The organism is Micromonospora sp. NBS 11-29, assembly GCF_002140155.1.
GTDB lineage: Bacteria > Actinomycetota > Actinomycetes > Mycobacteriales > Micromonosporaceae > Micromonospora.
In genome coordinates this window covers 303888-317534 of the sequence record NZ_NAPR01000012.1, presented here as the reverse complement: position 1 = coordinate 317534, position 13647 = coordinate 303888, and the positions used below count along the sequence as shown (strand labels likewise).

Sequence of the window (13647 nt, the reverse complement as noted above, 5' to 3'; positions counted from 1 at the left end):
GTCCGGCCGGGGAGGACCCGGCCGGACGGTACGGTGATCACGCGATCAGGCAGTCCCACGGGATGTAGGCGGCGTTGGCCGCCGCGGTCAGCCGGACCGGGCCGGCCTTACGGACGGCGACCTTCTTCATCGGCCGCTCGGTCTTCGTGACCTTCGTGTCGATCATGCGAGCCTCCCTCGGTACGCGGCTCGGGAAGTCGAGCCGGTCGGATCGTGGCCGACCGCACTGAAAACCCACTGAAAGTCAGCCGGCCACCGTCAATGGACAGCGGAGTCGCCGGCGCTGGTCAGGCGGTGTGTTTCCGGTCCGCGCCGCAAGGCCGCCATTCGAGCGTGGCGTCCCGGGCGACCATCAGCTGGTGCAGGGCGCGCAGACGAGGCCCGGGGGACACCCCGAGTTCCTCGCGGAGCCCGGTGCGGATCGCCCGGAGGGCGTCGAGGGCCTCGGCGTGCCGTCCGGCGCGGTACAGGGCCAGGGCCCGCAGTTCCCAGGCGTGCTCGTCGAGCGGAAAGTCGTCAATCAGGGTCCGGGTCTGATTGAGGAGTCCACGGTGTTGGCCGAGTGCCAGTCCGGCCGCGACCCGGTCCTCGCGGGCGACCGCCCACAGTGTCTCCAGATGCCGGACGGCGCTGTCCACGAAGGTGGTGGTGCAGAGGTCGGCGTAGGGCGCGCCGCGCCAGAGCGCCAGGGCCTCGTCGAGTTGGCGTACGGCCAGTTCCGCCTCCCCCTCGGCCAGGGCGGCCGCGCCGGCGGAGGCGAGCGAGCTGAACCGTTCCGCGTCGACCTGACCGGGGGCGAGGGCCAGCGAGTAACCGTTGGCGTGTCGCCGGAGTACGACGGCAGGCTGCCGGGGAGCCCGATCGGGCTCGATGGCCCGGCGCAGGTGGCGTACGTAGGTGTGCAGGGCCTGCCGGGCGCTGCGGGGTGGTCGTCCGTCCCACACGTCCTCGATGATCTGGTCCTCGGTGATCACCATGCCCTCGGCGAGCAGCAGTCTCACCAGGATCGCCTTGGGGCGCGGTCCGCCGAGTCGGACGGGGTCGCCTGCGACACGAGCTGAAATCGGACCAAGTACATCAATAAAAAACAATTGCATCTTCTCCGAGTTCAAGCGAAATCCGCTTCGAAAACCTCGCTCATGCATTGATGAACATCCTTGAGGTAGAACTCGGTTATCGGCAAGGCTGGAAATTTCCTGAACTGGCGATCTTCGCAATTGCCGCAGTTGATCACATGCCTGATCTGGCATCAGATTCCGGGGGTAACGGATTTTGTATCGAGAGGGTGGCCATATCCGAGGTTGCCGGCGGGGAGTGGGTGGTGACCGACCTTCTGGGCTGACCGAGCCGGAGTGGCGATTCTCCGCACTCTCGCTTCGCCTGGCGTGAGCTGGTCATACCCGATCCGACGCGCCGCCTGGCGGGATGAGATGCCTGGTCGGAACGCCGGCCGACTCGGCTCCCCGCTCGGCGAGGAGCTGCGCCCGGTGGCCCTCGCCGTCATCCCAAAATTGATAGGGGACTGTACAGATAACGGCTCTGCCCCACATTTGGTGTGATGGCGGGTCCGCGGCTGTCACTTGCGGACCGTGGCGAGCCGCTCGACCGTGTCGACGATGTCGGCACTAGCGTCGATGAAGGCATCGACGTAACGGGAATCGAAGTCCGCGATTCGCCTTGCGAACGCGTGTTGTCGGCGTGATCCACGAGCACGGCGCGAATCACGAGCCGAGCCTGACGGCCCCGGTGGTTCGGAAGCGGAGTTGCACGGTCCGTCCGCCGCGATGAGAGGCTGGGTCCAGCGGTCAGGTGGCGCCTGGGTAGCGTCCGGGGCGTGATGGAGCTTGTCGAGCAGCACACGGTTCTGGCCGTGGTGGTCGGGTCGCGGGCGTACGGGCTGCATGGTCCGGGCTCTGACTACGACCGGCGTGGTGTGTACGTGGCACCTACCCGGGCGTTCTGGCGTCTCGACAAGCCACCGACCCATCTCGACGGTCCGGCGGTGGATCAGTTCTCCTGGGAGTTCGAGCGGTTCTGCGTGTTGGCTCTGCAGGGCAACCCGACCGTTCTGGAGGTGCTCTGGTCGCCGTTGGTCCAGTCGGTGACTGTTGACGGGGAGTGGTTGCTGGCTGCGCGGCAGGCGTTCCTGTCGAGGCGGGTGGCGGAGACCTATGGCGGCTATGCCCGGGATCAGCTCAACCGGGTGTCGGCTCGACGTGAGCGTACCGGGGAGACGAACCACAAGCAGGCCATGCACATGATCCGGCTGCTGGTCGCCGGTGCGCACCTGCTGCGTACGGGTGAGGTGCTGGTCGATGTCGGTCACCTGCGTGACCGGCTGCTGGCGGTGCGGCGCGGTGAGTTGCCCTGGGACGAGGTCGTCGCCTGGGCGGCGGACCTGTTCGTCGAGTTGGCGGACGCGGCCACCGCCACCGTGCTGCCCGAGCAGCCTGGCCGGGTCGACGTGGATCGGCTGCTCACGGCGGTGCGGGAAAGGAATCTCCAGTGACCGTCGAGACTCAGGTCAATGCGGATCTTCTGCTTGATTAATAACAACAAGTGATGACGTGAATATTTACTTCCGGCGGCCTTGTTTCGGCGTAATGTCGGGAGTAATGTCGCTTTACCCAACTCAGTCAAGCAAGTCAATGTTCGCTAGCTTGGCGAGGTCTTCCTCCAAGTGTCACCCGGCGCATTTTGACGACTGCTTTTCCGGTTCTCCGTCGTATCTTTTTGTCTCCACCACACCCACCCGGAGAGGCAGGAAGAATGTCCCGGAGACTGCTGAGGGGCCTCGCGCTGATCACCGCGTTGTCCGCGGTGACGCTCACCACCGCGGGGGCCGCCCAGGCGAAGCCCGACACGTCCCACAAGGGCGTCGTCGGCGTCGTCGCGCAACTGAGCCCCGAGGTCGCCCGCACCGTCCAGGGCAGTGGCGTCGACGCCCGCGCCGCAGCGCTGGCCGCCTACTGGACCCCGGAGCGGATGCGCGCGGCGCTGCCGGAGAGCGAGATCCCGGCGGTGAAGAACGCTCGTCCCAGCCAGGCCACCGGCACTGCGACCGGTCCGCAGGGCGCGGCGGGCAGCGTGGCGGCGGCTCCGCCCGTCACCAAGCCCCGAGCTGACCTGCCCGAGATGGGCGCCGACGCCTACGACCCGGCCTACCCGGTCGGGCACCCGACCGCCCGGACCAACGGCAAGGTCTTCTTCACGCTCAGCGGCCTCAACTACGTCTGCTCGGCCGCGGTCGTGAACACCGAGGGCAAGTCCTCGGTCTGGAGCGCCGGGCACTGCATGACCGGCAACCTCCAGTGGGCCACGAACTGGGCCTTCGTCCCGAACTACGTCAACGGCTCGGCGCCGTACGGCTACTGGTACGCCACGGGTCTCTGGACCACCAGCGCCTGGTACAACAACAACAACGACTTCGCCAACGACGTCGGCTCGGCGGTCATCGGCCGGGTCAACGGCTGGCGGATCACCGACTACCTCGGTGGTCAGGGCATCGCCTGGAACCAGGCGGTCGGCCAGTACGACTACGCCTTCGGATACCCGCAGGCCGCCCCGTTCAACGGGCAGACCCTCTGGGCCGAGAACGGTCCGACCTACGACGGTGGCGGCGGCACCATCTACATGACGAACTACATGACCGGTGGTTCCTCGGGTGGCCCCTGGTTCATGTTGTTCGACGGTAACTGGGGCTACATCAACGGACACAACGACTTCAAGTACAACAACCTCCCGCAGTACATGTATTCGCCGTACTACGGCAACCAGGTGGCGAACCTCTACAACACGGTTCGTAACATCTCCGCCTGATCCTGCCGGATCTTCCCGCCGGGTGCGTCGCTACGCGCCCGGCGGGTTCCGTCAATTCCACTCGTTGTGCGGCCTACAAGAAACGCTCAGGGTCGAAACTGTCGAGGTCGATGATGCGGACCCGGGGAAGGACGTTGGTGAAGCAGCCCGCATCCTCCTCGATGTCGAATACTCGCAGGCCCGGCAGGTCGGCGAAGCCGGCGTTGAGGAACTCCTTGAACCCGACGACCGCGACCTGGTGATCACCTCGTAGGAGTTCGTCGACCTGCGGCAGGAAGTCCCCGTCGTGGCTGGCGAGCATCACATTGCCCGGGCGCCGGGCGATCGCCTCCAACGTCCGCTGGATGCCGATGTCCACGACCTTCTGATCCGACGATCCGGCGAGCGGAATGGGCCGGTATTCCATGCTCAGGAGGGCCCGGACGAACGGCATCGGCAGACCGCCGCCCGAGGCGTTGAGGAAGAACAGGGCCTTCACCGGCTGCTGCCACGTGTCCCGCGCGAAGTCCCGCAGACGCTCCCACCGGGGTCGCTCCGCCGGGGCCGGCCGGCGCTCCAGAACACTGTTGCCGAGGGTGGCATCGATGTTCTCCCCGTCCACGATGAGGTATGTGACGGGATCGGTCGTACCGGGCATAGGCGTGCCTCCCAAGTCGGGCAGCGAGCGCGGACCGGTCGAGCCCGAACATCTGCCGTACCGGGGGAAGCGTACTCATGGTCAAGGGTGTTGCCTGCCAGCCCTGCCGGCAGACAGTCCACGGCCGGCGGTGTGCCGGGGTGTCAACAGGTGACGCCGCCGACACACCGCAGGTGGTGCGGAACGGCTATCCGGTCATCCGGCGGTGCACGGTGCCCCGTTGAGCGTGAACGAGGCCGGGCGTGGATTGGTGCCGCCGTAGGTGCCGTTGAAGCCGAGCCCGGTGGACGCGCCGGCTGGCAGCGAGCCGTTCCACGCGGCGTTGCTCGCCGTCACCGCCGTGCCGCTCTGCGACCAGGTGGCCGACCAGCCCTGGGTGACCCGCTGGCCGGCGTCGGGGAAGGCGAAGCGCAGCGTCCAACCGGACAGGGCCGTGGTGCCGGTGTTGCGTACGGTGATGGTGGCGCTGAAGCCGCCGCCCCAGTCGTTGGTCGCGTAGGTGACCTGGCAGGCGGCCACGCCGGACGTGGGCGTCGGCGTGGGTGTGGGTGTGGGTGTGGGTGTGGGTGTGGGGTCCACCCCCTGTACCACGACCGTCGTTGAGGCCGGCGAGGTGTTACCGGCCGCGTCGGCCGCGACCACGTAGAACCGCCGGGACACACCGGGAACCAGACCGGTGATCGTGACGGACGGGGTGGCGGTGCGGCCGTACACCGTGTCGGACGTGCCGACGATCTCGTGGACGACGTACTCCCGTACCCCCACGTCATCGGTGGACGGCGACCAGGCCAGCGTGGCGGAGGTGCCGCTGACGGTGGCGCGCAGGTTGGTCGGCGCGGTCGGCGCGGTGGTGTCGGGCGCCGGGTTGCCATAGCTCAACCCGTAGCCGTAGGGGAACAGTGAGGGCTTGCCGTCGCCGTCGTTGATCGGCTGCTGGCTGGCCGACTGCATCCAGGTCACCGGCAGCTTCCCGGTGGGCTGGCGCACGGCGAACAGCACGTCCGCCACGCCCTGGCCCTCGGTGCCGGGCAGCCCGGCGGCCACCAGGGAGTTCCAGTTCGGCACCTGCGCCGCGATGTCCAGCGGGCGACCGGAGACCAGCACGACCACCACCGGTACGCCGGCCGCGCGCAGCGTGTTGATGGTGTTCAGGTCGGCGGTGTCCAGACCCATGCCGCCGGGCCGGTCGCCCTGGCCCTCGGCGTACGGCGTCTCGCCGACCACCGCGACCGCGGCGTCGTAGGAGGAGTCGATGCCACTGCCGTTGAGGCTGTAGGTCACGGTGCCGGCCGAGCCGACGGTGTTCCGGATGCCCTGCAGGATCGTCGTGCCCGGGGTGGTGTTGCCGCTGCCGCCCTGCCAGGTGACGGTCCACCCGCCGCTCTGGTTGCCGATGTTGTCGGCGTTCTTGCCGGCCACGAAGATCCGGCTGTTGGTGCGCAGCGGCAGCGCGCCGCCGTTCTTCAGCAGCACCTGCGACTTGGCCACCGCCTCGCGGGCCAACTCGCGATGTGCCGCGCTGCCCAGGGTGCCCGCGTACGAACGGTCCGCGAGGGGACGCTCGAAGAGGCCCAGCTCGAACTTCTTGGTCAGGATCCGCCGGTTGGCGTCGTCGATGCGCGACAAGGGCACCCGGCCCGCCTGCACCTCGGCGCGCAGGAGCGTGACGAAGGACTGCCAAGCGTCGGGCGCCATCACCATGTCGATGCCGGCGTTGACCGCCTGCGCCACCTCCGCGCCGGTGAAGCCGGGAGCGCCGTCGATCTGGTCGATGCCGTTCCAGTCGGAGACCACGAAACCGGTGAACCCCAGCTCGTTCTTCAGCAGGTCGGTGATCAGGTAGCGGTTGCCGTGCAGCTTCTGCCCGTTCCAACTGCTGTACGAGATCATGATNACTCCGCCTCGGAGAGCTGGGCGTTGCCCTGGTCGGTGCCGTTCGTGGTTCCCCCGTCGCCGACGTAGTGCTTGGCGGTGGCCAGCACGCTGGCCGGTCCGCCGAGCGTGGTGCCCTGGTAGCCGGTGACGATGCTGCTCATCTGGGTCGCCAACTCGGGTTTCTCGCCGAACGACTCGTAGGTGCGGCCCCAGCGGTCGTTGCGGGCCACGCAGAGGCAGGGCGAGAAGGTCCAGTCCACGCCGGTGCCGGTGACCTCCTCGGCGGTCGCCCGGCCGATCCGTTCGACCAGGCCCGGGTCGCGGGTAGCGCCGAGGCCGATGTTGTGCGGGAAGATCGTCGCGCCGACCACGTTGTTGTGTCCATGCACGGCATCCGAGCCGTAGATCATCGGAATGCCGAGCGGTGTGGCCAGCGCGCCCCGCTGGAAGGAGTCGTACATGTCCGCCCAGCCGGCCGGGGTGTTCGGTGACGGTGCCGAGCCGCCGCCGGAAAGGACGGAGCCGAGCCGGTAGGCGGTGACCTCGGCCGGACTGACCTTGGCGCGCTCCGCCTGGGTCATCTGGCCGATCTTCTCGTCCAGCGACATCCGCGGCAGCAGGTCCGCCACCCGCTGCGCCACGGGCAGGGACGGATCCTGATAGGGCAGCGCCTGAGCGGCCGCGACCGGGGCCAGGGCCAGACCGGTCGCGGCGAGCGCGACCGTCATGGCCATGCCGACGACGGCTGTTCGGGTACGAGATGGGCGCGTGGATCTGCGGAGCCGGATGCGCATGAGCGTTCCCTTCGGGAATCGATGGCGGTGCCCTGAGGTTGCCCTGTGCCCGGAGTTCGGCTCTGCCTCATGATGCCACGCCCCGCGCCCTCCTTCGGGGACGGCCGCAGCATCAAGCCCACGCGGTGATGGTCAGGTACGACGGCGTGTGCCGCGACGACCCCGTTGATGATGGAGGGGATGCCCCACAAGTGGTGAGCGCTGTGGCGCGCGGTCACTCAGCGATCGTCGGCTGCCTCGTAAGCCATCCCTGACCGACGCCGTAGTTGGTGACGGTGAGGCTAACTCAGACTCAGGTTGTGCCGCCGGAGCGCGCTCTGGATGACGTCGAGCGCTTTTGGGCCCACTCCGTGCAGCTTGGCCAGCTCAGCACGCGGCACCCCGACAAGCTGACGCAGAGCCGTGTAACCGGCGTTGTTCAAGGCCCGCGTCGCCGGCACACCGATCTTCGGCAGGATGTCGAGGGAGGAATCCACGGTCTCATCATGTCGAATCCGGGCCATCCGCGTCCTCCGGTGGCATCCCCTGACGTTGGCGTGCCAGGCCGTAGGAGCCAGGAGAACGTGAGTGCGGACGGGCCGGAGAATGGCCGGCAGGTTGGGCTGATCCTGGTCACCGTCATCCACATCGACATGCCGGCGGAGCGTGCTGCCACCCGGGGGCGGCGTCGTCCGGTCCGGCAAGGCATCGACATTCTTATCATTGGTCGCTTCTCACTCCATCTGACGGTGACCTGGTCCGCCGGACGTATCAACCGCGCCGCGCGGCGCTCCTGAACAACGTCATCGCGTCGACCCGGTAGGCGACAACGTCAGGTCGGCGGCCCCTCGACGATGGGAGAAGCCTGTCATGGGCAACGTAGGAAGACGCGTCCGCCGCTCGGCGCTGGCCGTGCTCACCGGCACGGCGCTGGTCGCCCTGCTGGCGGTCACCACGGCCGCCGCCGCGCCGGTCGAGGCGCGACAGGACAGGGCCGCGGCGGCCCGCACCGACGTCTACATCCGGGACGTCACCGGCGATGTCGGAGCCCAACCCCACTCGTTCAACCCGCTGTGGGCCAGCCCCGACATCAAGGTCTGCCCGACCACCATCGAGTGTGCCGTCAGCCAGAACCCGATCGTCGGCGTCACCAACTACATCTTCGTCAAGCTGCGTAACCCCGGCCCGTACGGTTCCGGCACCGACAGCGGTGTGCTGCGGGTCTACCGGACGACGCCGGGTGGCGGTGCCGTCTGGCCGACGCACTGGACCCAGATCGGCGCGGTGAACGTGACCGTCTTCGCCGGCACCACGACCGTGACGATCCCGTGGACCGGGGTGCCCGGGCCGGGCCACTTCTGCCTGCTGGCCAGGTGGGTGTCGCCCACCGATCCGATGACCTTCGAGGGTCCGGACATCAGCACCAACACCCGCTACAACAACAACATCGCCTGGCGCAACGTCGACTCGGTGCGGCTCGTCGCCGGCGGGACGCCGACCGTGCGGCCGTTCGCCATCGGCAACTCGCTCCGGGTGGCGACCAAGAACGACCTGGTCTTCACGCAGCCGGGAGAGCCGATCCAGGGCGTGGGCGGCCGGGTCGTCGTCGACCTCGGGCCGACCCTGTTCGAGCGGTGGCAGGCCGGCGGCAAGGTCGGCACCGGCGTACGCGAGGTCGGCAGGAACCAGGTGGAGGTCGTCGAGCCGGCGAAGGCCAGCCTCGGCAACCTGCTGCTGCAACCGGGTGAGCGGGTCGAGTTCTCCCTCACCTTCGCGGCCGCGGTCGCCTCGGACAAGGAGTTCGTGCTCGACGTGACCCAGTTCGGCCCGGACACGAGCGGTGCGGAGCGGACCGACCTCGGTGGGGTGGAGTACCTGATCAGCGTCGGGAAGCAGTAGCCCCGGCCGCCAGCGGGGGTCGCGGGCCTGGGCAGCCCGCGGCCCCCGTCACCGCACTCGCCGGGACGGTCGGACGGTGGGCTGTCAGCGCAGCGAGACCCAGGTGGTGGCCACCGTGTAGCCGTCGGTGTGGGCGCGCAGCCGGACCGGGCCGGGCGGGGGAGCGCCCAGCGAGAAGAAGCCCACCGCGTCGACCGGCGCCTCCGCNCCCCCCGCCCGCCCCGGGGCGGGGAGAGTTGACCGACGATGCCGGCGTCGGTCACCTCAATCTCCAGCGCCACCGCGGCACCGCGGAACGACAGCGTCCGCGTCGACCCGGCCGACCGGGTCGGCGCCGGCTCCGCGTCGCACGCTGAGTCGAACGTCAGCTCGGCGAGCGCCACGTCCGTGTCGACGTTTCGCCAGGCGAACGCCGCCAACGCGGCGGTCAGGAACTCCTCCGGGACCGCCCCGATCTCCCACAGCGCCGCACCCAGCTCGGCGGTCAGGGCCGCGTCATCGGCCGGCGGCAACGGCTCCATCGCGTTCACCTCCGTTCGTCCGGGTCGCGGCCGATCCGAGGAACGGGGCGAGCGCCGGGCAGTCCCGTAGCCGGCGCAGGCATCTGGCCTGGGTCGGCCCGATGCTGCCGACCGGCACGCTCAGCCGTTCGGCGATCTCCCGGTAGCTGGCCGGCGGGTCGCCGGTCAACAGGGCCAGCAGCTTCTGGCAGCGCGGCGGCAGCTGCGCGAAGCCCTCCCGCAGTGCCTGCCGCCGCTCCGCGCGTAGCAGTTCCTCGTCGGGGGCCGCCACGTCCGCCGTGCGGGACAAGCCATGGTACGCGTCCAGCGCGTCGTCGTACGGGTCGAAGAGCTGGGTGCGGCGGCCGAGGCGGGACAGCCGGTAGCACTCGCGCCGGGTCGTGGTCGCCAGCCAGGAGGCGAGCGCCTGCGGGTCGCGTACCCGGCTCAGCTGCTCGACGAGACGCAGCCAGACGGTCTGGTTGACGTCGGCGGCGTCGGCGCGGCTCAGGTCGTACGACCGGATCACCGAGTAGACGAGCGGGGTGTACCGGCGAACCAGTTCCACCCACGCCGACTCGTCCCCACCCGCCGCGGCGGTCACCAGGCCGGTCGCGCTCGTGTCGGTCACGGCGACGCCGTCCGCCCGCTCATCCGACGAGCACGCCGTAGTCGGGGTGCCAGCGCGGCGCCGCGAGCAGCGCCAGCCGGGCCGCGTCGGCGCTCAGGCCGCCGGCGGTCATCAGGGCGGCGAGCCGACCGGAGACGTGCGCCGTGGCGAACGAGGTACCCGCCCAGGCGGCGAAGCCGTGGAACACCCGGGTCGGGCGGCCCGGCAGCGGCAACTGCCCCTCGACGTACGTGCTGTGGCGCTCGCCGATCGCACAGACGTCGATCCATGGCCCGTACCCGCTGTAGGTGGCCGGCACCACGCCACCGGAGCCCTGGCTGACCGCGGCCACCGCGACGACCCGGCCCAGCGCGGCGGGCCAGACCGGTCGGCTGGTGCCGGCGTTGCCCGCCGCCGCGACCACGGCGCTCGTCGCCGGTAGCGCGGCCACGGCGTTGGCCAGGGGCAGCGACGGCTGGTCGTCCTGGGTGAACCCGCCCAGGGACAGGTTGACCACGGACACCGCCGGCGCGAGTCGCGCCATCGCAGCCACCACCGATGCCTCGTCGCCGAGACCGGTGGCGGTCAGCGCCTGCTCCGGGTCGACCCGGACCCCGGGCGCGGCCTGCCGCACCACCCCGGCGACGAAGGTGCCGTGCCCGCCCTGCGGGGCGAGCACGTCGGTGTGCACGTAGAGCGGGTCCTCGTCGTCGACCTCCGGCAGGTACGCCCCGCCGAGCCACTGCGGGTGGTAGCCGCCGGCCTGGCGCCAGATGCCGGTGTCGCAGATCCCGACGGTCACCCCGGCGCCCTCACCCAGCCGGCTCGGGTCCGGCGGCGGCAGCGTGGCGACCGTCGCGGGCGGGCTGCCCGGGTTGCCCATGATGTTGCCGAGCCCCAGCAGGACGTGGTGCGGCTGCACCTTCGGCACCGGCTGCCCCGGCCACTGTTGGGGGTCGCGCAGCTTGGTCACGAGCGCGGGAACGTCGGTCTCCCGGTCGAGGAGCAGACGGGTGACCCCGGCGAAGCCGTCGCCCACGGCCACCACCTGGCCGCGGGCGCGCAGCCAGGCGGTGACCCGCTGGGCGTCGGCGTCGGCGGCGAGCAGTTGCCGTGGCCGGTAGAGGAACTCCCGGCCCGGCGTGGTGTGCCGGCGGATGTTCTTGTCGGCGGCCAGCGCCTCGTCGAAGGCGCGCTGGTAGGCGGCGTCGTCCGCGCTCTCGGCGCGGGCCGGGGCCGCACGGGACCCGGCGGCGAACGACGCTGCGGCGGCCAGCGCGGACGCGGTCAGCAGTCGCCGTCGGGACAGTCGGCCGGCCGGGCGCGGCGCGGCGGGTTGGTCAGGGGACACGGGTCCTCCATGCGGTCGGCGCAAGCGCCCGCCACTGGCCGGTGTGGCCACGTTCCCGGGTGTCGTCGATTCTTCCAAAGCATAGTTGTATGTCAATGACGTAAACGGTTGGCGCGGATTCCCGACAGGCCCCACGGACATTGACGGCTGGGCATCGGTTCGGAGACTCTGTGGGGCATGCCCGACCGCACCGGTTCCGGTGCCGACACGGCCCAGGCGGCGCTCGACGCCGTCCAGCGCTACCCGCGCGAGGCGATCGCGATCGCCCAGCGGGTGCTGGCCGCCGGGCCCGCGGCCGGGGCCGACCAGCGCTCCACCGCCGAGCGGGCCGTCGGTCTGGCCCTGCGGGAGCTCAACGACCTGCCCGGCGCGCTGCGCCATCTGCGCCGCGCGGTCCGGGTCGCCGACACGCCCCGGACCCGGGCGTTGGCCCGGATGAGCCTGGGCTACGTGTTGGCCAACGCCGGTCAGACCGCCGCGGCGCTGCGCGCGGTGACCGCCGCGCTGCCACAGCTCGTCGGCGCCGACGCGGGGCGGGCCCGGATGCAGCGGGGTGTGGTGCTGCACTACCGGGGTCGCTACGACGAGGCGGTACGCGACTACGGCCTGGCCGTCGACATCGCCCTGCGCGAGGGTGATCTGTTGCTGGAGGCGCGGGCACGCAACAACCGGGGGCTGCTCAACGCCCACCGTGGCGCCGCCGGCGGCACCGACGACGACCTGTCCCGCGCGGCAGCCGCCTTCCAACGGCTGGGCCTGGACCTCGCGGCGGCCGACGCGCGGTGGAACTGCGGCATCGCGGCCGGCCAGCGCGGCGACATCGCCGGCGCGCTGCGCTGCTTCGCCACCGTCGACGAGGAGTACCGGCGGCTCGCCGTACCCCGGCCGGCGCTGCTGCTGGACCGCGTCGAGCTGCTGCTGTCGGTGCCGCTGGTCGACGAGGCGGTGGTGGTGGCGACGGCGGCCGTTGAGGAACTGCGGCGCCGGGGCATGGCCTCCGACCTTGCCGAGGCGCTGCTGGCCCGGGCCCGCGCGGCGCTGCTCGCCGCGGACCTGGACACCGCGACCGACGCCGCCGCCGCGGCCCGGGCCCGGTTCCGTCGCCAGGGCCGACGCGCCTGGGCCGTCCTCGCCCGGCACGTCGAGCTGCGCGCCGAGTACCGCCGGGGCACCCGCTCGGCACCCCTGTTCACCGCCATGGCGCGTACCGCCGACCAGCTCGACGCGACCGGGTGGCCGGGTCCGGCGCTGACCACCCGGATCGAAGCCGGCCTGGTGGCCGCCGCACTGGGCCGGCCCGGCCCGGCCCGGAACCTGCTGGCGGTGGCTGCCCAGGCCCGCCGTCGCGGCACGGCCGACCGGCGGGCACAGGGCTGGTATGCCCTGGCCCTGTCGCGCCGGCTCGGCGGGGACGAACCCGGGGCCGCCCGGGCGCTGCGCCGCGGGCTGGCCGTGCTCGACCGGCACCGCATGTCGCTCGGCGCCACGGAGCTGCGTGCCCACAGCGGCGCGTACGGTCAGGAACTGGCGGCCGAGGGCCTCGACATCGCGGTCCGGGCGGTCGCGCCGGCGCGGGTCCTGGCGTGGGCGGAACGGTGGCGGGCCAATGCGCTGCGGGCCCGGCCGGCCCGGCCCCCGGCCGACCCCGACCTGGTGGCGGCGCTCGCCGAGCTCCGACTGGTCAGCGGCCTGCTCGAAGACGAGGTGCTGGCCGGGCGCCCGGCAACCGCCCTGCGCGGCCGGCAGGCCCGGCTGGAGCAGCGCATCCGGGACCTGGCCCGGCGGGTGCCCGGTGGGGGCGCCGTGCTGGCCCCGCCCGGGGTGGGCGCGCTGGCCGCGCGGCTCGGCTCCCGGGTGCTGGTCGAGCTGGTGGCCCACGGCGACCGGATCCGGGCGGTGCTGGTCCGCGACGGCCGGGCCAGCCTGCACGACCTGGGCCCGCTCGCCGCCGCGGCGGACCTGGCCCGCCGGCACCGGTTCGCCCTGCGCCGGCTGGTCACCACCGGCGACGCGGCCGCCCCGCGGGCGGGGGCCGGCCACGCCGCGGCCGCCCTGGACCGGCTGCTGTTCGCCCCGCTGCGGCGGCGGCTGGCCGACCGGGACCTGGTGATCGTCCCGGTCGGGGCGCTGCACGCGGTGCCCTGGTCGGCGCTGCCCACCTGCGCGGGGCGTCCGGTGACCGT

14 protein-coding genes are annotated in these 13647 nt (G+C 71.3%); 6 read left to right on the top strand and 8 right to left on the bottom strand.

Annotated features, from left to right (window positions below; genetic code table 11):
* Positions 1–37 precede the first annotated feature (37 nt).
* Together B1205_RS31655 and B1205_RS15950 are read right to left on the bottom strand one after the other, a co-directional pair.
* Positions 38–166, bottom strand: a complete 129-nt coding sequence (locus B1205_RS31655; RefSeq protein ID WP_254909987.1) for a hypothetical protein — start codon at positions 164–166, stop codon at positions 38–40.
* Positions 167–287: 121 nt separating this feature from the next.
* The gene (locus tag B1205_RS15950) at positions 288–1097 is read right to left on the bottom strand and encodes an AfsR/SARP family transcriptional regulator (RefSeq protein ID WP_254910000.1); all 810 of its coding nucleotides are present in this window, start codon (positions 1095–1097) and stop codon (positions 288–290) included.
* Between the two features lie 50 nt (positions 1098–1147).
* Between B1205_RS15950 and B1205_RS29785 the strand changes: the two genes are divergently transcribed.
* From B1205_RS29785 to B1205_RS15940, 3 genes are all read left to right on the top strand, one after another.
* Entirely contained in the window at positions 1148–1342 is a 195-nt protein-coding gene (locus B1205_RS29785; RefSeq protein WP_176308628.1) for a hypothetical protein, read from the top strand.
* Positions 1343–1834: 492 nt separating this feature from the next.
* On the top strand, positions 1835–2509 hold the full coding sequence (locus B1205_RS15945) for a nucleotidyltransferase domain-containing protein (RefSeq protein ID WP_089156332.1): 675 nt from the start codon (positions 1835–1837) through the stop codon (positions 2507–2509).
* A gap of 260 nt (positions 2510–2769) precedes the next feature.
* The gene (locus B1205_RS15940; RefSeq protein ID WP_089156331.1) at positions 2770–3819 is read left to right on the top strand and encodes a trypsin-like serine peptidase; all 1050 of its coding nucleotides are present in this window, start codon (positions 2770–2772) and stop codon (positions 3817–3819) included.
* A gap of 73 nt (positions 3820–3892) precedes the next feature.
* Here B1205_RS15940 and B1205_RS15935 read toward each other — a convergent pair whose 3' ends face one another.
* From B1205_RS15935 to B1205_RS15925, 4 genes are all read right to left on the bottom strand, one after another.
* Positions 3893–4420 carry an NYN domain-containing protein gene (locus B1205_RS15935; protein WP_254909986.1) on the bottom strand — a complete coding sequence of 176 codons (528 nt, stop codon included), beginning with the start codon at positions 4418–4420 and terminating at the stop codon, positions 3893–3895.
* Positions 4421–4651: 231 nt separating this feature from the next.
* Complete coding sequence (locus B1205_RS31650; RefSeq protein ID WP_254909985.1) at positions 4652–6346, bottom strand: glycoside hydrolase family 3 C-terminal domain-containing protein; 1695 nt, start codon at positions 6344–6346, stop codon at positions 4652–4654.
* A complete protein-coding gene (locus B1205_RS31645) occupies positions 6343–6912 on the bottom strand; it encodes a glycoside hydrolase family 3 protein (protein ID WP_441338506.1) in 570 nt (189 codons plus the stop codon). Before B1205_RS31645 ends, B1205_RS31650 begins: the two co-directional genes overlap by 4 nt.
* Before the next feature lie 494 nt (positions 6913–7406).
* Positions 7407–7601 carry a DNA-binding protein gene (locus B1205_RS15925; protein WP_089156402.1) on the bottom strand — a complete coding sequence of 65 codons (195 nt, stop codon included), beginning with the start codon at positions 7599–7601 and terminating at the stop codon, positions 7407–7409.
* An 87-nt stretch (positions 7602–7688) separates the two neighbouring features.
* Here B1205_RS15925 and B1205_RS29160 point away from each other — a divergent pair, with 87 nt between their 5' ends.
* Both B1205_RS29160 and B1205_RS15920 read left to right on the top strand, forming a co-directional pair.
* Entirely contained in the window at positions 7689–7901 is a 213-nt protein-coding gene (locus tag B1205_RS29160; RefSeq protein ID WP_140158067.1) for a hypothetical protein, read from the top strand.
* 73 nt (positions 7902–7974) lie between these two features.
* Entirely contained in the window at positions 7975–9003 is a 1029-nt protein-coding gene (locus B1205_RS15920; protein ID WP_140158066.1) for a hypothetical protein, read from the top strand.
* Positions 9004–9498: 495 nt separating this feature from the next.
* Here the strand turns inward: B1205_RS15920 and B1205_RS15910 are convergent, their stop codons facing one another.
* Entirely contained in the window at positions 9499–10134 is a 636-nt protein-coding gene (locus B1205_RS15910; protein ID WP_089156328.1) for an RNA polymerase sigma factor, read from the bottom strand.
* Positions 10135–10153: 19 nt separating this feature from the next.
* Positions 10154–11464, bottom strand: a complete 1311-nt coding sequence (locus B1205_RS15905) for a S8 family peptidase (protein WP_254909983.1) — start codon at positions 11462–11464, stop codon at positions 10154–10156.
* A 177-nt stretch (positions 11465–11641) separates the two neighbouring features.
* Between B1205_RS15905 and B1205_RS29780 the strand changes: the two genes are divergently transcribed.
* Positions 11642–13647 (top strand): hypothetical protein (locus B1205_RS29780; protein WP_089156326.1); only part of this gene is annotated, 2006 nt, incomplete at its 3' end.